The 18,972-nt window shown below is 35.4% G+C and carries 25 protein-coding genes; 7 read left to right on the forward strand and 18 right to left on the reverse strand.

Annotated features, from left to right (window positions below):
* Positions 1 to 15: 15 nt before the first annotated feature.
* The 15 genes from CHRYMOREF3P_RS07185 to CHRYMOREF3P_RS07250 form a co-directional block, all read right to left on the reverse strand.
* Positions 16 to 2,742: a hypothetical protein gene (locus tag CHRYMOREF3P_RS07185; RefSeq protein WP_180564238.1), complete on the reverse strand. Its 2,727-nt coding sequence runs from the start codon at positions 2,740 to 2,742 to the stop codon at positions 16 to 18.
* Positions 2,743 to 2,778: 36 nt separating this feature from the next.
* The gene (locus CHRYMOREF3P_RS07190) at positions 2,779 to 4,434 is read right to left on the reverse strand and encodes an SGNH/GDSL hydrolase family protein (RefSeq protein WP_180564239.1); all 1,656 of its coding nucleotides are present in this window, start codon (positions 4,432 to 4,434) and stop codon (positions 2,779 to 2,781) included.
* 4 nt (positions 4,435 to 4,438) lie between these two features.
* Positions 4,439 to 5,455, reverse strand: a complete 1,017-nt coding sequence (locus CHRYMOREF3P_RS07195; RefSeq protein ID WP_180564240.1) for a phage tail domain-containing protein — start codon at positions 5,453 to 5,455, stop codon at positions 4,439 to 4,441.
* Positions 5,446 to 5,919 carry a hypothetical protein gene (locus CHRYMOREF3P_RS07200; RefSeq protein WP_180564241.1) on the reverse strand — a complete coding sequence of 158 codons (474 nt, stop codon included), beginning with the start codon at positions 5,917 to 5,919 and terminating at the stop codon, positions 5,446 to 5,448. The genes CHRYMOREF3P_RS07195 and CHRYMOREF3P_RS07200 overlap by 10 nt, the downstream gene beginning before the upstream one ends.
* A complete protein-coding gene (locus CHRYMOREF3P_RS07205) occupies positions 5,919 to 10,418 on the reverse strand; it encodes a tape measure protein (RefSeq protein WP_180564242.1) in 4,500 nt (1,499 codons plus the stop codon). The genes CHRYMOREF3P_RS07200 and CHRYMOREF3P_RS07205 overlap by 1 nt, the downstream gene beginning before the upstream one ends.
* 6 nt (positions 10,419 to 10,424) lie before the next feature.
* Positions 10,425 to 10,649 (reverse strand): hypothetical protein, encoded by a 225-nt coding sequence (locus CHRYMOREF3P_RS24390; protein WP_410500287.1) that lies wholly within the window; start codon positions 10,647 to 10,649, stop codon positions 10,425 to 10,427.
* Between the two features lie 5 nt (positions 10,650 to 10,654).
* Positions 10,655 to 11,149, reverse strand: a complete 495-nt coding sequence (locus CHRYMOREF3P_RS07210; RefSeq protein WP_180564243.1) for a hypothetical protein — start codon at positions 11,147 to 11,149, stop codon at positions 10,655 to 10,657.
* A 64-nt stretch (positions 11,150 to 11,213) separates the two neighbouring features.
* Entirely contained in the window at positions 11,214 to 11,720 is a 507-nt protein-coding gene (locus CHRYMOREF3P_RS07215; RefSeq protein WP_180564244.1) for a hypothetical protein, read from the reverse strand.
* Positions 11,721 to 11,731: 11 nt separating this feature from the next.
* Complete coding sequence (locus CHRYMOREF3P_RS07220; RefSeq protein ID WP_180564245.1) at positions 11,732 to 12,136, reverse strand: hypothetical protein; 405 nt, start codon at positions 12,134 to 12,136, stop codon at positions 11,732 to 11,734.
* Positions 12,133 to 12,582 carry a hypothetical protein gene (locus CHRYMOREF3P_RS07225; protein ID WP_180564246.1) on the reverse strand — a complete coding sequence of 150 codons (450 nt, stop codon included), beginning with the start codon at positions 12,580 to 12,582 and terminating at the stop codon, positions 12,133 to 12,135. The genes CHRYMOREF3P_RS07220 and CHRYMOREF3P_RS07225 overlap by 4 nt, the downstream gene beginning before the upstream one ends.
* A complete protein-coding gene (locus CHRYMOREF3P_RS07230; protein ID WP_180564247.1) occupies positions 12,573 to 12,896 on the reverse strand; it encodes a hypothetical protein in 324 nt (107 codons plus the stop codon). The genes CHRYMOREF3P_RS07225 and CHRYMOREF3P_RS07230 overlap by 10 nt, the downstream gene beginning before the upstream one ends.
* Positions 12,897 to 13,220: a DUF6706 family protein gene (locus tag CHRYMOREF3P_RS07235; protein ID WP_180564248.1), complete on the reverse strand. Its 324-nt coding sequence runs from the start codon at positions 13,218 to 13,220 to the stop codon at positions 12,897 to 12,899.
* 3 nt (positions 13,221 to 13,223) lie between these two features.
* Entirely contained in the window at positions 13,224 to 14,312 is a 1,089-nt protein-coding gene (locus CHRYMOREF3P_RS07240; protein WP_180564249.1) for a major capsid protein, read from the reverse strand.
* 8 nt (positions 14,313 to 14,320) lie between these two features.
* Entirely contained in the window at positions 14,321 to 14,662 is a 342-nt protein-coding gene (locus CHRYMOREF3P_RS07245) for a hypothetical protein (protein WP_180564250.1), read from the reverse strand.
* Between the two features lie 14 nt (positions 14,663 to 14,676).
* Positions 14,677 to 15,270 carry a hypothetical protein gene (locus CHRYMOREF3P_RS07250; RefSeq protein WP_180564251.1) on the reverse strand — a complete coding sequence of 198 codons (594 nt, stop codon included), beginning with the start codon at positions 15,268 to 15,270 and terminating at the stop codon, positions 14,677 to 14,679.
* A gap of 158 nt (positions 15,271 to 15,428) precedes the next feature.
* Here CHRYMOREF3P_RS07250 and CHRYMOREF3P_RS07255 point away from each other — a divergent pair, with 158 nt between their 5' ends.
* The 7 genes from CHRYMOREF3P_RS07255 (at position 15,429) to CHRYMOREF3P_RS07285 (ending at position 17,433) form a co-directional block, all read left to right on the forward strand.
* Complete coding sequence (locus CHRYMOREF3P_RS07255) at positions 15,429 to 15,662, forward strand: hypothetical protein (protein WP_180564252.1); 234 nt, start codon at positions 15,429 to 15,431, stop codon at positions 15,660 to 15,662.
* Positions 15,647 to 15,919, forward strand: coding sequence for a hypothetical protein (locus CHRYMOREF3P_RS07260; protein WP_180564253.1), 273 nt, complete (start codon positions 15,647 to 15,649; stop codon positions 15,917 to 15,919). The genes CHRYMOREF3P_RS07255 and CHRYMOREF3P_RS07260 overlap by 16 nt, the downstream gene beginning before the upstream one ends.
* Positions 15,920 to 16,015: 96 nt before the next feature.
* Complete coding sequence (locus tag CHRYMOREF3P_RS07265; RefSeq protein WP_180564254.1) at positions 16,016 to 16,258, forward strand: hypothetical protein; 243 nt, start codon at positions 16,016 to 16,018, stop codon at positions 16,256 to 16,258.
* 31 nt (positions 16,259 to 16,289) lie between these two features.
* Complete coding sequence (locus tag CHRYMOREF3P_RS07270) at positions 16,290 to 16,553, forward strand: hypothetical protein (protein ID WP_180564255.1); 264 nt, start codon at positions 16,290 to 16,292, stop codon at positions 16,551 to 16,553.
* Position 16,554: 1 nt separating this feature from the next.
* Positions 16,555 to 16,950, forward strand: a complete 396-nt coding sequence (locus CHRYMOREF3P_RS07275; protein WP_180564256.1) for a hypothetical protein — start codon at positions 16,555 to 16,557, stop codon at positions 16,948 to 16,950.
* Positions 16,951 to 16,953: 3 nt separating this feature from the next.
* Positions 16,954 to 17,184 (forward strand): hypothetical protein, encoded by a 231-nt coding sequence (locus CHRYMOREF3P_RS07280; RefSeq protein ID WP_180564257.1) that lies wholly within the window; start codon positions 16,954 to 16,956, stop codon positions 17,182 to 17,184.
* 78 nt (positions 17,185 to 17,262) lie between these two features.
* Positions 17,263 to 17,433, forward strand: a complete 171-nt coding sequence (locus tag CHRYMOREF3P_RS07285) for a DUF2158 domain-containing protein (RefSeq protein ID WP_180564258.1) — start codon at positions 17,263 to 17,265, stop codon at positions 17,431 to 17,433.
* Positions 17,434 to 17,444: 11 nt separating this feature from the next.
* Here the strand turns inward: CHRYMOREF3P_RS07285 and CHRYMOREF3P_RS07290 are convergent, their stop codons facing one another.
* From CHRYMOREF3P_RS07290 to CHRYMOREF3P_RS07300, 3 genes are read right to left on the reverse strand one after another with little or no spacing between them, the layout of a single operon-like run.
* The gene (locus CHRYMOREF3P_RS07290) at positions 17,445 to 18,308 is read right to left on the reverse strand and encodes a putative phage abortive infection protein (RefSeq protein WP_180564259.1); all 864 of its coding nucleotides are present in this window, start codon (positions 18,306 to 18,308) and stop codon (positions 17,445 to 17,447) included.
* On the reverse strand, positions 18,298 to 18,525 hold the full coding sequence (locus tag CHRYMOREF3P_RS07295) for a hypothetical protein (protein ID WP_180564260.1): 228 nt from the start codon (positions 18,523 to 18,525) through the stop codon (positions 18,298 to 18,300). Before CHRYMOREF3P_RS07295 ends, CHRYMOREF3P_RS07290 begins: the two co-directional genes overlap by 11 nt.
* A gap of 14 nt (positions 18,526 to 18,539) precedes the next feature.
* On the reverse strand, positions 18,540 to 18,938 hold the full coding sequence (locus tag CHRYMOREF3P_RS07300; protein ID WP_180564261.1) for a hypothetical protein: 399 nt from the start codon (positions 18,936 to 18,938) through the stop codon (positions 18,540 to 18,542).
* Between the last annotated feature and the right edge of the window lie 34 nt (positions 18,939 to 18,972).

Consider the following 18,972-nt stretch of genomic DNA (forward strand, 5'->3'; position numbering starts at 1 on the left):
TATTCTATATTTTATTTACCCTATGAAAAGTCCATTTTGAAAAACACAAATAGTCCCTCCAATTGTTTTTTGTCCAGAAAAACCTTCTGCTATTTGTCCTCCTAATGCTGTCACATAAACTTTAAACCCTTTAAATCCTGCCCCGCCTATATTATTTAAGAAGACATATCCATCATTGACTGTTAATGCGTTATTATTTCCCTGTGGGCCAGATGCTGAAAGCTCCAACGCTGTGTTTCCAACGTTATTCCCTGATGCTGAAATTGATGCGCCCGTATTTATTACATTGCCAGCGTCTTTGGAAGAATTAATAATGAAATTTCCGATATATTGGCTGTTCGGATGCACATCACTTGAGATCATTAAACCGTCAACCAGATCGCCATTAGTGTTAACAGTGCCAAATAGTATTTTGCCTGTCGTACTTGTAAGAGTTGAAGTCGTAATATACCAACCATTTACACCGCCAATTGTCCCGGTATTTGCGTCGATATTCCCCTTAATCTCTGCATTTTTAGAAATCATTTTTCCATTCTGCAACACTTGAAAAACTGCATCATTCTTATGAGCGTAATCCGCGCCTGCTCCAAATCTTATACTATCCCCGCCGGCATCTGTAACAGAAGAAATAAAGGCGTTTCTTTCGGTTTCATTTCCTACCTCTATAACCTGAGACATCAATAAGCCATTATCAATTGAAGTGAAACCGTCCGAACCATCAGTAAACTTGATTTTACCTTTGATTTCTTGAGTGTCCAAATTTATTGTCATCTGGCCGTCAAGTGATGAAATAATACCAGTTCTGATCAGTCCGCCGTTTATGGTGGTTGTTCCTACAGTAATAGAAAGCACCCTAACACCTTCAACTACCGAATGGAGAATTCCAATCAGAAAGTAATAATCATTAGCGTCTGCATCAAATTTAATCTGCTCCTGCGTGAATACAATTGAACCATTTTGATCGGTTTTACTGCATTTCCCATAGACGTATCTAAACTGATCATCTGGAATAGTTTCAATATTCTCCGGGATATTCCACTCTTTGTCAAAAGTCTGAGAGTAAATGATTCCAGGATTGACTTTCACTTTATTCTTATCATTCTCAAACATTACGTAGAAAACAACGCTGCAGCTAATCTGTTGAGATCTGGCGCCAACTGAAATCATGTTTGTTTCAATAGAATTTGGACGGATGTTCTCCGGATTAAAATAATCATCCGTATCAAAGACAAGATTCTTAAGCTCTTCAGTGGTTTTTAATCCGAGTTTTGAATAATTGATCTGTCCTAAATTGGTGATGGATAAAACATTTTTTATTTCCTTAATTTGAAGCTCTACTTTAGAACTGTATGCAATTTCGTATGAGTCTGCAATTACAATTTTTAATCTAAATGGATTGTAATCATAGGATTCAATAAAGCTATTCGTAATCTGATTTACCCTCAAAATCTTGTCGATTCCCAAAACTGTATCATAAACTTGAATGTAATCACCAATGTCAAACTTCCCTACTCCTATTTTTTCCATGTAAGCAGGATCAACATTCAGATCGTAGGAAACCTTAGCGTTCTTATTTAGCTCAAATTGTTCAAGTCCTTTCTGTAGAAGTTCGTTTTCTGCGTTATCTATATATGTTTTCGGCATTACAATATCCAGCAATACATACTCATCCCCAATAGCAAATTGAAAAGCAGTTGAATTTTCATCCGGAAAGCTTTGCCCCTGATCATTTTTGAATGGAATTATTTCAAAGCTTTTCGTTGAGTGATTGTAACCGCCCTTTTTAATCTCAAATTCATATCCCGCCAAATTACCGGTATTGAAATGTACTTTGACAGATGTTCCTGCAATCAGATACTTTGTTGTCACCCCATCAGCTTCTTTCTCGTTCAAATCAAAATCCATTGTAGAATCTAAGAACTTAAATTTCGTATCTCCTAAAGACGTTATACTTCCTGTTCGATGTGGATATATTTCATCGAAAGTGATAGATCCTTCTTTTAATCCAAAACCAGAAATTGAGCTTTGATCCTCTAAAAAGTCAGCACCAGGTAATTTTAATCGCTTGCTAAAATTCCTGTATTCGTTAGGAATATTATTGGTTCCTCCGAAAACATATAGACGGTTTACAATGTCGTTATCATCAACATTATTCCTGGATAAAGAATATAAGCCTTTACCTTTTCCATACTCAAACTTTAACGGTACTTTCTTTCCGTAGTCTCCGGTATGAATTACATATTTACCATTCTCATACTTTATCCAAAAATCAGTTTTAAACTCATTGCAGATCTTCTGCATGGCTGATAGGCATGTATCATCACCGAAAGTTATTGTCTTGGTTTCTCCGTTGGTAAAATTCCCCAGCTCCCAGTTTGCAGCAAAACGCTTCATATTGTTTTTAAGTGCCAACAAGAAAACCTCAATTGTGCCGATCAAAGGAAATTCCAGATCCGGCCCAAATCCGGTTGCATCTGCATTGAAGTATTTACATCGCTGCATATCGAACATTAAACCCTGCGCAGTAATGTTATACTCATATGAGGTATTGCTATTCTTTACCAATGCCGGCAATGTATTAATGCGGTATACTGAATCAAACAAGATGAAATAATCATTGATCAGAATATCCAGCTTTTCCCGGGAATTTAGCTTTATCGAAACTGAATCATCCGAAAGCATAACCCGGTTAAGTGTTGCTGATTCTACAGAACGTTTCCCTCGCTCAATCAAATTAAACAAGGGTGATCCATTTCTGTATAGTGTTATATTATTCAATTAAATTACTTTATTAATTGCGTTCATTATAATGTTCGCCAGTCTTCTGTAGCCCTCAGAAAATTGATGTACGCCCTCATAAGTCAATTGCTGAATATTAAGGATATTTTGATTCGCGTCATTAAATAAATCGGCTAATGGGAAACTATACTTTCTTGCTATTGTCCTGATAGCTTCTGCATAATCATTTAAATCACAATTAACTGCATTTTTAGTGAATGAGTTACGAGGATTTGTAGTCGTAAATGGAAAAGTATTCACCTGCGTAGGCGTACACATTATCATTACAGCTTTAGGATTAAGCGAATATACTTTGTCAACGTATTTCCTTAATTCCGCATAGAACGTCCCATTATTAGTGGCGTTATCAAAGTCTGTTAATGCGCCTAATGGAGTAGCCAACCTATGATCATTGATTCCAATTAATAGCGAGAAAATGTCATGTGAAACCCAATTTGTTGAGCTCCCATTTAATTGCGCTAATGTAAACCCACCAGTGGCGTAGGTTGTCGATGTTTTGAACTTGACAGACTCTTGAATAACAAGCTGAAAGCCCTTACCGTAATTTTGATCTAGTCCATATCTTGTAATAGAATCACCGCAATAAGCTATTGACGTAGCTTCCAAATCAAGCCTATTTGCTGATAGCATTTTTTGCCTATACGATAAAGTTAAAATAGCGCTACTATCGTTATAGAATAGATATTTGTCAATATACGCTGGTCTTGTATCTGTGTTTATGTAGAGTGTGCCATTAACAGTTGGCGTGTAGTTTCCCTCATAAGGTTCTGCTATACTTGTACTCGCAGCTCCTGCTAAAACCACGGTAGCTACCGAACTGGCATTTACGAAAACAACGTTAGGAACTGTACTGCTGGCTCCAACGTTATATCCTTTATAATAAGCCGTAACTCCTGCTAACAACTGAATCTCAATAGTTTGGCGGGTTCCAGTTGAAGTAGTTATAGTCCCATTAGGTTTAATGTACTGTCCGGTTTTTAATAAACCATCAACTCTAGGTGGTATCTCAAAGGTTTGGTCAAAAGTATTATTTCTAATGATCCTATCAGTTACTGTACTTATTGTTTTATTGCCTACAGAATTTTCACTGACCTTACTAAGTAAGTTGTCTGCTTTATCTACTTTTATCCAAACAGTAGATGTGTAAGAAGGAATATCTGATGCTGTTGCCTGTTGTCCTGCTTTAACCTGCCATATAGCTTCCTGATACACGGCCTGTGTTCCGGCAGTGGCTGGAAATTGTAAGGCCTCAAAAGCTGTTAAATTTTGCGCAGCCTTAGCCATTTCCTCTTCTGATTTCGTCCATACTGTCCCCTTTTTATAGAACATTGTTGAAAATCCTTTAATTGCTTTCATATTTCCGGCATTTGGATAATTTGTTCCAGGATCTGCTGATGAAACAGAAGGTTTATAACTGCCGTCTTCTGTCGGCGCTGGATCAGTTGGTGAAATCACTCCCTTAAAATCTGATTCAACTTGCTCTTTTATTTCAGCAAGCTTTTTATCTTGTTCCTCCTTGCCTTTCTCATACTGTTCTTTAGAGACAGCATTACCTACTAATTGGTCTTTATCGATAGTCGCTATGTTAGCCGGTGGTATTGTATCTGTAATTATAATCGTTACTTGTTCGTCCATAGTTCTATATTTTTTCCCAAATTATTTCCGCTGGTGTCTGAAGGTTTTTCATGTCTTCAATATTTCCAGCAATTATTATTATTTTTTCTTTACCTGTCATGTCCTGCCACTCTCCGACTACCTCAGCGGTTTCAATACGAGGGTTATTGTAAACCATTCCCGGAATTTCATTTCCGTCTGAATCCAAAACCTTGTATATAAATTTCCCATAGACCGGTATATTGACGTCCTTAATCACGGTTATGGTGTTTTTGCCTATTAAGCCTTCGTAAATTGTACTTATTGCAACCACTTCATAAACATTATCAGGCTTTCTTCCGATTACATAAAGTTTTATGTTTTTAGGTGATACTAAAGTCACTTCAACCGAGAACTGATAAGTGGTAGATTTTTCCGGAACAGAGTATACCTCGAAATATTCATCATTAAAACCACTTACACTTACAAGTGACAATCCGGAATTCTCATAAGAAGGTTCTGAATAGTCTTTTGTAAGGCTTACATTACTACGTCCGGTCTGCTTGGTCCCATCACCGAAGAAAATCTCTGTCTCGGAATCTATTTCGTAGGATAGTTTGAAGGTGTCCAGAGTTGTTTTTAGAACTCTTTTTATTGGATTTGGCTCTAATAGTTTTAGCGTAAAAGAGCCGTACATTTCACCGTTTCTAAACTCTTTTATAAGTTCAGCAGAACCATTAAGCAACACCTCATATGCGTATTCTTTATTGCCGAAAGGTTCGATAGTAAAACGCTTTGTCGATTTTGTATCAAATAAGCTTAAAAAGGAATTAAAATTTTCTGTTAACCTATTTGAATCAGATGCTTTAAGCCAGCACTGAAGCTCCATTTCTCGCGCTTCATAGTAAGGTTTAGATAAGTCGATTTGCTTTCCGTGGTATTCAGCCCATGTATATGAATTTCTTTCACGTGGCTTTAATTTATCAAGAACACTTTTAGACTCTTGAACATTAATTCCAAAGTCCGCAAAATCCCTTCCATTGATTGACCACTTTAATCCCATTTCTTCTGTTTTACCACACAATCTCCATTAATCATTCCTCCATATTGGTAAACAAATACCTCAGCAAAATCCCGTCTATCTACTACAAGCTCAGAATCATCTAAAACAGTCACAAATACTTTAGAATATCCGGAAGCTTTTATTGTGATTTTCGATTTTCCACGAATAAAAACATCTGAAACATCAAATCCTGAGTATTCTATTTCAGATTCACTATCAAAGATAGCCAAATTAACAGCCTTGTTTATAGTACTTTGTCTATAGTAAAGTCCGTAATTTTCATAATAACCACGGTATTTTTCAAGTACTTCTTTTGACGGGAAATTTTGTCTTAAAGCCCAATCAGAATTTGCAAAAAATAGTTCGCAAAGGTTCTTTATTGAAGCATCCTTATAAGCCTTTTCAAAGCCCCCTTTACAAGGGCTGAAAGCTTTCATTTCTTTTAAAATATAATCTGTTTTCATTATGGTATTCCGGCTAGGCTATTTTTAATTTTAGAATTCATCGACTTAATTTCTTCATACATACCTTTTATAGGTCTTGTATTCATTTCTATCTGTGATTGAACAAGAAGCTGGCTTCTCATAACTTCTAAACCATCCTTGAAGCGTTTCAAAGCCTCAGCCTGCATAATGCGCATTGCATTAAGTTGGCCTTCTAAAGCACCAGCTGTTTTCTCGGTGATTCCTTTGATGTCGCCTTTTAAGCCTTGAGCATTTTCTGCTGCTTGACCGAAAAGGTCTTGATATTGCTTCATCCCTTCCATGTACTTTTTCATGGCGTCCTGTACCGATTCTTTATTCTTGTCTCTTTCTTCTTGAGTAAGGCCATCAAAACCTCCTGATGTATTAGAAGTCGCAATTTGTTCTTTTAAAGAGCTGATCAACTTCTCTAATTCTTCCCTTTTTTTGTATAGTGTTAGGTAATTTCCGTCAAGTACACTAGTGTTTTTAAGTTTGTTTACTACATCATTGATTTCTTTTTCAGCAAGTTTAATCTGTGATTCTAAAGTTGATGCATCCCCATTTCCAAATCCCATAGATTGATAAATCTGGTCAACTATCTTTTGAGCAGCGGGTTCCAGAAATTTTATTCTTAAAGCATTTTGAACTGCATTACGCATAACATCATCCACAACCTTATCAAATGACTTTGCAGCATCTTCTCCTTGTGTAAATGCGGATGTAAGAGCTTCTGCCATCTTTTGAGACAAATCTTTAAAATCAGATCCTGTGATACTGTTTTTAAAATTATCAGCAATCTCAGCAATCTTATTATTTATGTCTTCAATTTGTTGTGTATATGATGCAATTTTATCTGTATCTGAATTCTTCTTCTCATTTTCAGTATCCCTCATTTTAGCTAAAATATCCTGTTGCTGTTTGAGATTTTGGATGAGATCTTGATTCATTTTTAACTGAGCTTCACCTGCAGTCTTTTCAATAGTTTTATTCAGTTGTTCATATAATGATTTTAGCTTTTCAATCTCAATGCCCCATTGTTGTATAGATTTATTACGATCAATATCACCATTCATAGCTTTTGAAATAGATGTAATCATTTGAACAATTCCACCTGCCATTTTAGCATAGTCTCCGGAAAAATAACCCGTTACAGCGTTAATAATACCATCAAATAATTGTTGAGCATTTTTTAATGCTTCTTGAGATTCTTGGGACAGTAATCCTAATGCGCCACCAAGATCTGACGCAAAACCAATAACAGCATTAGCGGCATCTTGCCCATTTTTAAATATGTTTGCTAAAGCAATTCTTGTATTTTCTAACTGCTCATTGTATTCTTTGCTGTTTTTTCCGTATTTTTTCTCCGCATCTGCAAGCTTTTTCTTTTCTTCAGAATACTTACCAATTGAAATGCTTATTGCTGCGAAAGGGTTTCTTGATTTAACACTCTCGTCTAATTTATCATATGCATCCTGTACTGTTTTAAGGTCTTCGGGTTTTAGTGCTTTGGCGGCGTCTGAGTCTAAAAATTTCTTAAACTCATCTCGCATTCTACGAAGTGTTTTTGGCCCTACACGATTTAAATCTCCAAAAGCTTTAACCCACAAATCGGTTTTCTGAAATAGTTCGACAGACATTGATGAAATGTCTTTAGCCTGAGCTTTATTTGCTTCGTCAGTAAGCCTTGTTTTTTCTAAGTCGGAATCATTTGATTTTTGAATCTTCAGACGTATATCATCGTACTTCTTTGTTATTTCTACTTTGCGTTGTTCAAAAGTTTGATGTTCGTTGATAAACTGAACATACTGTTCTTTTTGAGCCTGAACAGCATTTCTCCTTAACTCTTCCAGATACTTTTTCTGATCCAAGAATTGTTTGCTATTTCCTCCTTCTTTTTGGAAGGCCTTATCTATCGCATTATCTATTGCATCTATCTGATCAATGTATGACGTCATAAGTTTTAGAGTGTTTTCAAACTCACGCTTAAAAGCTTCTATGGGGGCTTCAAAACCATTTAATGAATCCATCTCATTTCTAAGCATAACTAAATACTCCTGATCAGATTTGGAAAGCTTCTCCCCACTCTCTATTCTTTTTTCGATAGAATTAACTTCTCCCTCTACGTACTGAAGGTAATTTTTTGATTTACTAATTAGAGGAGCATACTGTTTATCAGCTATTTCTTTTCCGTAATAGGAAGCAATAGAGTAATAGTTTTCAAACTGTGTTTTAGTTTCATCCAGTCTATCTTTGTTAGATTTATACCTTTTGGAGTCTATTTCATCCTGTATTTGTTGAAGTCTTTTATAAGCTTCTTCTGTAGATACCGTCTCGCCTGTTAAATAAGGGTTCCCTTTTTTATCTTTATCGTGTCCAAACTTGTCTAGATTTCGAAGTTTAACTACACCATTAACAGCTGTATCAATAGCATCATTTAGCAACTGAGCTCTTCTTTCAAGTTCTTTTATAGAACCTTCTGGTAATATTTCAGCTATTTGATTTTCTTGCTTATTTTTTTTTGGATTTAATAATTCATTTAACTTGTCTATTCTATTGCGTATTGCTTGATAGGCTGCTTGTGTAGGTGCTTTCTGTGCCTGCGATTCCAATTCTTCAATTTGAGCTTTAATCCTTTCAGCCCATCCTTCAGACTTTTTATTTTCTTCAGGTGATTGAATAATTTGAGGCTTAAAACCATTAAGTTCAAAATCTAGTTTTTCAATTTGTTTCTTTTTAAGCTCTAATTGTTCACCATTTAGTTTTCCTAGCCTAACTTCTTCTCTTAGTTGATTTAAAACCTTTGTTTTTTGATTAATTTCCTGCTGGTTGCTCCTGATGATTGCGTTAGAAATACCGGTTTTCTCGTTGGCTACCTTTCTTTGCTTTTCAAGTTGTTCAAGAAGCTTATCTCGTCTCTTCTCAGCATCATAAGCATTTCTCATGTACTCTAGGCTCGCTTTTCCAGCCTTTCTTGCCTCTTCGTCCATTTTCTTCCACTTATCAGCTTCTTTTTGAGCTGAATCGGCCTGAACTTTTAAAGCATCGCGCTTAAATTGCTCCTCGAATGATTCTTCAAGTATTTTTCTTGAAGCAGCAGCCTTGGCCTGAGCCATTGCAAATGCATCAATTTTAGATGTAACATATTCTAAAGCCTGTCCGAGCCTATTTGTTGCTTTATACTGACCATCAAGAACACCGATGAAAGTCTGATCAATCTTAATAAGCTTTTCATATGCGGCCTTACGCATTTCTAATGTGGAAGACTCATTTTTGATAATGCCGATTAACTCAGAAATATTAGCTTTGGTTTCGTTTACACCTTTGGCGAAATTCCTGTGATATTCAGACATTACCTCCTCCTGTGCTTTCTGTGAGTTTGTCTGCTCTTCGATCATTCCGGTAAGCTCGCCTAGTTCCTGGCGATAATTGTAAGTTATTGCTAATAAAGCTCCTATTACAGTAATTATAAGAGTATAAGGATTGGCTCTTGCGGTAAGGTTAAATAAAGCTTGTGCATCTGCTGCAGTTCTAATACTTCTAGCCAATGAGATCCATGTCTTGATAGCCTCTACCGCAATTGAAGCTTTTTGAATTGCTGTTGTCACCAATAAAGCAGTTCTGTAAATTCCGTATATTTCAATTAGAGTAAGCAAAACTCTTCCAACTTCCTGATAGTTTTCAATCAAGTGGGTAATTGCGTCAATTCCGCCTTTAAGAATGTTTTCATTATTGGTTCCGATTTCATTAAGCATTAATTCAAATTCGTGCTTAAGTCTATTTACTGAACCCGTTAATGTTGTGGCTTGCTTGCCAATAAGATTATTGAATTTACCTCCTTCAGTAGTCAGTCTATTCATAGCCTTTTCAACTTCTGGGAAACCAACTTTTCCAGCTTCAATTAGCCCTTTAAGTTCAGAAACATTTACGTTCATGACTTTCGCTAACTCATCCATTAATGGAATACCTCGCATTGTGAATTGTAGAATATCTCTAGTATATGCTCTACCCTGTGTTTTTAAGGTTCCATAAACATAAGCAATATCACCGATTGGCGCTGATACCCCGGAAGCCACATTGGCAAGCATTTCAATATCATGTGTAACTTTATTTACATCAATGCCATATGCTAGTAATTGTTTTCCTGCTTGACCGATTTCTGATAAACGAAATGGAGACCTTAAAGTAAGTTCTTTCCATTCATCCATCAGCTTATTCATTTGGGATGTCGAACCAGTAATGGTTTCGATAGCATTCTCCATTTGTTGGAATTCGCCACGAACTGTTATAAGTTCATTTATAAAATCCCGAACAACATGTACTGAAAAGTAACTTGCAACACCAATTGATAGATTCCGGAAAGCGGTGTCCATTTGTGATGTCTGTTGCTGTGTTTGCTGATTTAATCCAAGAATATCTCTTCGTATCTGATCAACATTTCTCCTCCATTCGTTCAAATTCAACGTCGCATTGAAATTTAAAGCTCCTCCTACATTATTCATTCTTCATTATTTATATTGCTCCAACTGTGATAAAAAATCCTCTTGAGATAATTCTGAATAATTAAATGTTTTACCTTTATTCGAGTCTTTTTTCACATCTTCATCTTTATCGTAATCATATGAAGGGGCATCAATCAGCATTCTTTGTAAAAAAGCATAATCCACCTCTTCAAGTAAATAATCGAGTGTCCATCCAAAGTGGTGACATAGTTGACCACATAGACCATAAATAGTTTTTAGGCCGTTTTCTCTACCTTCATCGGATTCGTCACTCTTACTGCGCTTAGTAATGTGGTAGAGATCGTAAAAGACTGGTAATCGTTCAATGAAAGAACGTTTTGTGTAAATTCTAGAAGTTCTCTTGAATTGATATTATTGAATAAATGCTCAGTTAAAAGCTTTCTAAAAAGCCAGTTATTCCATTTTGTTCCCAGGATCGTAATCGCAATAATTTCTGCGCAAAGCTTGGCATTATCAGCGACTGAATTAAATTGTGAGTTTAATATTTCTTGGAAATCATCATTTTCCTGTTTCTCCTGGAAGACTTTAAGTTTAAAAAACCGGTAACTTTGAGCAAACATTACCTTCAATGGGATTTTATTAACATTCCAGATCAATTCTTTGCCCCAAAATGATGTTTTAACAGCAAATCCAACACTATTTAAAACCTTCAGTTCCTTTTCTTCTGCAATTACTTTTTCCTCTTCGCTTAATATTTTCTCTTCTTCCATAATTGTAATTTTTGTAGTTAAAAAAAGCGCACCCACCTAAGCAAGTGCGCTGAAAAGAAAAATATTAAGGTGTTACTGGATATTTAACCAACTCAAATGATGGAGTATTCTCCTTTGTTGGTCTGAGAACCTTTGCGTTTACAGATACTCCCATTAAGTTGTCTTTACCCATGTCGGTGGTGAATTTATAGGTAATAAGAGTTCTTACTACATCAAATCCAAAACCGATTTCAGGTGTTATTTTTAATGATCTTTCTACGGTAACATTTCCAATAGGAGGAATATAATTTCCGTCGGTGTCTTTTGTTCCGGCTCCAACCTCAACCAAGGTGTCAGCATCCGGATTAGCAACATCAAAATCAAAAGACATTGCTCCTTTAGTAGTTCTTGTGAAAATGGGATCATCATATTCCTCAACATTGAAATCTGTAGTTGTACCATCTTCCATATTGATTTTTAAAGTCCCAAGCATGGTTTCCCCTAATTTTTTAAAGACGGTGCCCATTCCCCCGTCTGATGCAACTGGTGCTAATTCAATTTTCGCTACACCATTGTTAATCTGTCCTGCCATTTTATTGAATTTTAATTATTAAATGCGTTTAATTTTAGTCTGAAATTGATATAGCAATCTTTGTCATCCATAATTGCTTGCTCGAATTCTATATCAACATTGTATTTGTCAGTGAATTTTCTTTCCAGAATTGGTTTTACTTTGTCGGAAACAGCTTTTAATCTAATTTCGTTCGGAACATTTTGATCAATTGCGTTGATCTTAACTTTTAAATAAGGGACGTAGCAATTCACATTAAATGCGCCGGTTTGAAAAAACGTATTATTGATAGTGATAGCATTTACAACAACATCTTCTTTGATGCTACCGGATGGTCTAAAGTCTTTATACAGATCTCCTGTGATAATAGATCCAACACCACCATTTTTCAACTCATTGTAAATCCACTGTTTGGCTTCTATTACTGAATTTCTCACCGTATACTATTTAGAAATTGATTGAGTTTTAATTTCGCTTTGAGTTCAGCGCTGGTTAGGACATTACGACCTCTACTTTCAACGGTTGAAGCGTAGTTCATACCAGCTACAATCACTAAAGCTATTTCAGGAAGAGCTTTGGCAATATCAATCGCCAAATCATAGCCTATTTTCTTTCCATCCTTTGTTGTTGTCTGTGGTCCTTGTACTTTCTCGAAGTCTTGACTTACAACATTGCCATTCAAAGTGATTACATACCCAATAGACGACCTAAGGTTTCCGGTTACATCCTGCCAGTCTTTATCTTTCGCGTAAGACCGCGCTTCGTTTATAGCATCTTCACCAACCACCCGCATAATTCTAATGATGTTCTGGATTTTTGCGTCCAAAGCATCATTGAGATACTGGTTTAAACCCGGCATGTTAAAGTTTGCTCTTACACCCATATTCTACTGTGAAATTGATCGTATTTAACTCTTAAAACCTCTCCTTTAAGTCTTGTTTCTCCTTTTGATCCTATAACTCTTATACTTGAACCATTATCAATAGATTTAAGTTTTTTAGGGCATTGAATCAGCCAGGTGTATTCGTACTTAATCTGATCGTTAGAAATAGTTTTTGTACTTGAAAGACTGTCTTCATCACGACATTTACCGAAGTCCTGCCATTCCTCAGTTCCGGGAATCCAGTTTCCGTTTTCATCCTTTACAGCATCTGTTTTTACAAATACTTCTAACTTATATGGATATTGAATTGCCATTTACCAGAGATTTGAACGATCACGAATTTTGTTCCTTTCCAGATTATTTGGAAGCCCTAACTGGCCAGCAATCATACGGTAATATGCAAGCATTGCATCTTTATCATATTCGATTGTAAACTGTCCTTCTGAAACTCTTTTTGGAGATAATAAAAGCTTAGGGATTAAATTGTAAAACAGCGTATTAGTTTTTACTTCTAATTCGGGTTCGTATTCAGAGTCGCCATTCAATCCTACATTAATCAATTCTGCATCAATAAGCGAATCGGACACTTCAACCGACCATAACTCAAGATTTGCTGACAAATAATCCCTAACTTTCATTTATTATGCTAGTTTTAGTTTTAAATGATATACAGCATCGATTGCAGTTAATGCCGGAATAGCATGTAATTGTCCTCTTGTGAACTCATTCATTGGCTCAGTTTTCGACCATTTAGCAATCTTCACTTTGTCAACGTTTGCATATGAATGCCCGGATACTTGCATTAAGTCTCCTTCAACCACAAGACCATTCTTAACTGTCCCTAATTGCCCCTGAGGAACGAATACAATCACATCATCAGCAAATGCTTTGAATGTGGTGATATTCCCATCCTGCTCTAGGCCAAATAAAGAGTCCTGAAGTTCAATCGGAGGTAATCCATTTGAAGTAAAGAAATCATTTACTCTGGCAAGAGTTACCAAAGCGTAATTATCTTTATTCGAATTTTTGAAAATTGCCTGGATCTCAGCAGAGTCTTTCAACTTGTTGAAGGTTGGTCTTGTCATGAGAATTTTTGCAAAATCTCCATTTCCTTTTGCCTGTGCTGCAGATATAACTGCCTCAAGATCGCTTGTCGGTTTAGCTGTTGTGTCAGTCCATACTTTGGCTGCTGTTATGATATTATCTGCAGGTAGTAGCATGTCAATTTGGCCGTAAGCAACTCCATCAGGATTGTTAGTCACAGACAAATCAATTTTACCTGTAGATAACGCCTGTAAGAACATAACGTCTACTCTAGCGGTACAACCGTCAGCAGCGTTTTTTACGTCATTGAAAATAAGATCAATGATTTGTTTTTTCTTCGTATCATCAGAAACGTTATTCTGATTCTGTAAAGTAATGTAGTTTCTGTAGTCAGAAGATTTCATTAGGTACTTGTGAGAAATAGTAGGAATTTTCCCCTCTAACTTTTCAAGCCCTTGTCTGCTTCTTACTGGAGATACGGCATCTTCACCAATTACTGATGCGATTGCTTCAATTCTACTTCTACCAATTACATCTGCAAAGGAAAGATCAACCTGAGGAGTGTCCCAAGAAAGATACTTGGTGAATTCTCTGGTTTTGAACTTATCCATTCTTTTGTCGATAATTGCCTGAATTGCTCCGCTTGTACCGTATTGTCCGAATATTGATGTTACAATTTCACTCATAGTTTTAATTATTTAGAAAGTGAGAAAATGATTTGCGGCATCTTAGCTTTTAAAGCATCGGTCAATGCTGGAATTCTGTTTGCATAAACAGTTCCTCTAAGAACAATATCAACAGAAGTTGCAGAGTCAATAACTACATCTTCATACAGTAATCCCTTTGGATTTACTTGATCAGGCTTTGCCATTCTCGTTGCTTCATCATACGAAAATGCAGTACCCGCAAGTACTTTATCTCCAACAGTAAGCCCTGTTGTATCTAATACGAAACCGCCTAAAGCAGTTTCAAGAACGTGAGCGAAAATTGTCTTATCTCCCGCAACTACCGTCTTCTTTAATCCTAATTTGCTCATTTTTGTTTTCGATTTTATCCTAACCTTTCAATGTCTTTCAATACTTGGTTGTTTTGGTCAGTTCCTCCGGTTCCAATAGGCGGTTTTCCACCTTGAGCACCTTCAGTTGCAAAAGCTTGTTTGAAATCCTCAAATTCAGTCTCCATAGATTTTACTGTGTCTTCTTCAGAGTAGCCTTCTCCATAATCGACGGTTGACAAAAACTTGTTGTAGTACTTTTCAGGAATGTTCTTCGAAGCAAGAGCTTTAACAAGATTTCCTTTTTTGTCGTCGGTAGCTGTTTTGGTTACTAATGCCTGAACTGATTGTGTAAGGGCCTTAACTTGCTCAGCTAATGTTTGATCCTGATTACCTGGTTTAGGTTCTGGATTTTGGTTAGGCTGTGCAGTTGGCTTTGGCTTTTCAGGATCTGGCTTTTGTCTTGCCTTATCCAAGCTTGATTGAATAGATTTTAATAATCCCCCTACACCTTCGACTACTCCATCAATTGTTTCATCTGTTGGACTTCCGGTTAAAATTAAATCTGCTTGCGACCCTAAAATATCGTCACCAAGACCCAGGTTTGCATACTTGTTTCTCAGCTTTTCAATTATAGTTTCTCTTGTCATATTAAAAGGTTTATTATTAATTACCGTAAATTTCGTCCGTAAATCGTTTGTTTTCAATAGCTTTTATTGCTTTTATACACGATATTTCGTAATTTTACTATTATAACCACGGTATTATTTTTATGAGGGGAGATTTGGGGAGTATGAGAACGTCGGATATGACACTAAGTGAACTTTATGTAGCTTTTAACAGGCTGGCAATGGTTCAAAAAATCACAATGGATTTATCGGAGTTTTGCGAGGTAACAGGAAAGGGACAGAAAGAAGTCTATGCGCTTCTTAGATGCCAATATTATCCTGATGAATTAATCATAGGAGGCTATGAAGGAAGGAAACGTAAAAAGAAGTTATTGTTTGACACTCAAAAGGTATTGGAATGGATGAGAAGGTGAGAAAAGGAAGTTTAAGTTTTGACTTTACTATCGACAATTTCTTTGCGGAAAAAGAAGTGGAATGGCTTTTAAAAGAACGGAAAATTAAGGAAGGGACTTTTCGCTGTGTCACAATTAACCGCTCTGAACCAAGCATAACGATAGAGAACTTTGAAGGAGATTGTTTGAAAATAGTAGCTCCTCTAAGTTTTGTTGAGCGATTTGAGATTAGTTTTGATTATAAATTAGATGAAAGTAGTAATCATGCGTCCGATTAAATGTGGAAACTATTTTATAGTCCAGAATACTAAACTCCTGGACAAATTAACTATCCAGTATTATGTTATAAATTTGAATTAATTATGAGCCAACAAATGAAAGAAGAACATAGTAAATTATTTATTGTAAAGTCATATAATTTACCCTTTGAGAGGGAATACAGTATCTATAACAATTGGGTATCATCTGATAAATTAGCTTTGATTGAAAAAATAAGAATTGATTTAGAAGAAGAAGTTCTGCTTGAACCTGTTCAATTAAAATTAAAAAATGACTGGTTATTAATGAATGATTCTCCACAAAAATGGCTTAAAATAGTTGAACTTGATGTTATTTAATATGAATGAATATGAATTAAACGGAAGGCTGATGGAAATTTCTCTTGCTTTGGGCTGTGAATTTCTAGAGTTGATACAAGTCAAAGAGCAGATTAAGAAAAACGGACTATCACCTCATGACGTAATGCGGTTAAAACAATTGGGATTTCCTGATATAATCGATAACTTTGAATCAGCAGTTTTTTATTTTAGTGAAAAGATTGGATTTATATCTTCACATAAAATCAACACTCTGGGCTATAAAATGAAGGATCTTTCAGATAAAATAATATTAAAAAAAGTGCAAAGAAATTAATATGGAAGCAAACGAATTGAGAATTGGAAATCTAACCCAAGACAAGGTCACCAAAGTAGTGTACTCAATCACCGCTAATGCATTGCTATATTTGACTGCATGTAAAGAGGAAGACAAAGAAGCCTCTATCGAGCCGATACCATTAACCGAGGATTGGATACTTAAATTCGGATTTCAAATAGATCAGTATGTTGAAATAGAATCTTTGGTTGATGAATCTGGTGGGTGGGATCTACAATTGGAAATAGAATATGGAGAGCGCGGAACCGTAATTTGTGTCAGTTCTGATAGTCTTAACCAATCATTGAGCATTCCTTTAAAACATGTTAAATATGTCCACCAGTTCCAAAACCTCTTTTTCACACTTACAGGAAAAGAGTTAGCAATTAATAAGTAAAGTATGGAAAAGAAAATCTATATGCTTATAATTGGCGATTTTGCCGATAGAGATACAGAGGCCGTATTTGATAACGAAGATGACCTTCAAGAGTATTTGAATAATTTTGATGTAACTGATATTCCGATGCATATTGAGGTAAAATATTTAAACCCTAAGCCGGGAGAAAAAACAGAACCTGACTACAACGATGAACGCTATCCGGTTTTGAAAAGAAAAATAATTAATTCATAAATGATATTAAATATGGGAAACCGTAATGAATGAAGCAATAAATAAATTAATTTTAAAACTTAACTAAATTTTATAAATATGGAATTACAAATTGGAGACGTTGTTTATCTAAAGTCGGATTTAAACATGAATGTTTTAATGACAGTTAGTGGCAAGGATGGTGTTTCACTATGGTGTACTTGGTTTTCTGGAAATGATGTTAAATATCATCAATTTCACAAAGATTCTTTAGCTAAGTACAATCAATAACAAAGCCCCAATTATGGGGCTGTTTTATTTTGTAGTAACTTTAAATCTTCAACCAACTGTTTTTCAACCAATTCAAGTAATGTTTCCCTGTTTAAAATTCCGAATTTTTGGATATTTGTTGAGAACTCATTCCATACGTCACCAGTTACACATTTGAAAAAAATAAATCTAAGTTCTGAATCATTTAATTGAGATTTTAAAATAGATGAGTAAACTTCTTTATTTTTTATTTCTGAATCACTCAGTAATTTTAACATTGAATTAATGTGTGAAAAATATGGAATCAATTTTTTATCCATTAACTGACTTGATTCTCTGTATATGGTAAGTATTTCTGTTTTAGACAAGTTTTTGAATTCTGACTTAACTCTTGTCTCATCATAAAAAGCTTCTAAATCATCTAGTTCTAGTTTTGTTGCAACATAATTATGTTTTGCTGAGTAATAATTTTTGAAAATAATATCAAACACTTCTTCTCCACCAAAAAACTGATCTCTTTCATAGTATTTTTGTCGTTTAACAATATCATTCAACATTTTCAACATCTGGAAAAATGTGTTTTCAAATTGCTGAAGTTTCAAAGTGTAATTTTGAGTCACAAATTCATCACGTGTTTGCTCCATTTCTTTTCGAGTTAGCTCCAACTCATTACGTTGAAGTTGCAATTCTTGCCTCTGCAGTAAAATAGCAATAATTACTCCTACAAAAGATAAACCAGTAAATAATGCATTCGATGCACCGAACATATCTCCAAATAGCCCTTGATAATCTTTTCCTAAATTAGTTGCATACAAATAATTTTGCCATAAAACAAAACTCATAAAAACTACCGATCCAATTCCTATTAACCAGAAAACCCAATTATTATTTTTCATCAACGTAATTTTCTATGTAATACTTTTCAGCTCTTTTTTCCTTTTCTTGTTTGGATAAATCGGAATCTTTTAAAGCATCGATAAATGTCTTAATAATCAACTCTTTTTCTTTGTTAATTAAAACCGTTGAGTTCCCCATTACAAACATAAAATAAGCGGGACGGTTTGCATTGAAGCCCCTTGACTTTAGTAAGAAGTCTTGAATTGGTGTTTTCATGGTATTTATATTTTTTAAATTAAGTATTTCCTAAACTCACTCCTGAATCTAATTTCGGGAGTGTTTTCCACTATATCTTTCCAGTAAGCAATGTTTTTATCTTCGTATTCTGACTGTCCTGAATGTGCTAGTGGCTCTCTTAGAACAATAACAGTATTTGCTACGTTATCCGACAACATCTTATGTTGCTGAACTTTATTAAGCAATTTCACATGAAAATTACATAGCATTTCATACTGTTGCTTCGTATATGAATATGAATGAAAGTGATAGCAGATAAACGGGAATTCCGGATGAATTTCTCCGGTAAGGTTGCAGTTTTCAACCATTAGTAAAAGCTTGTCCGGAAGTGGCATAAAGTTACATCCTTCCGTCAATTCATCATATAGTTTTTGTTCTTGGTGTGAGATCATGGATTTGTATAAAAAAATAACAGCAAACTACTAC

Source organism: Chryseobacterium sp. JV274 (assembly GCF_903969135.1).
Classification (GTDB): Bacteria; Bacteroidota; Bacteroidia; order Flavobacteriales; family Weeksellaceae; genus Chryseobacterium.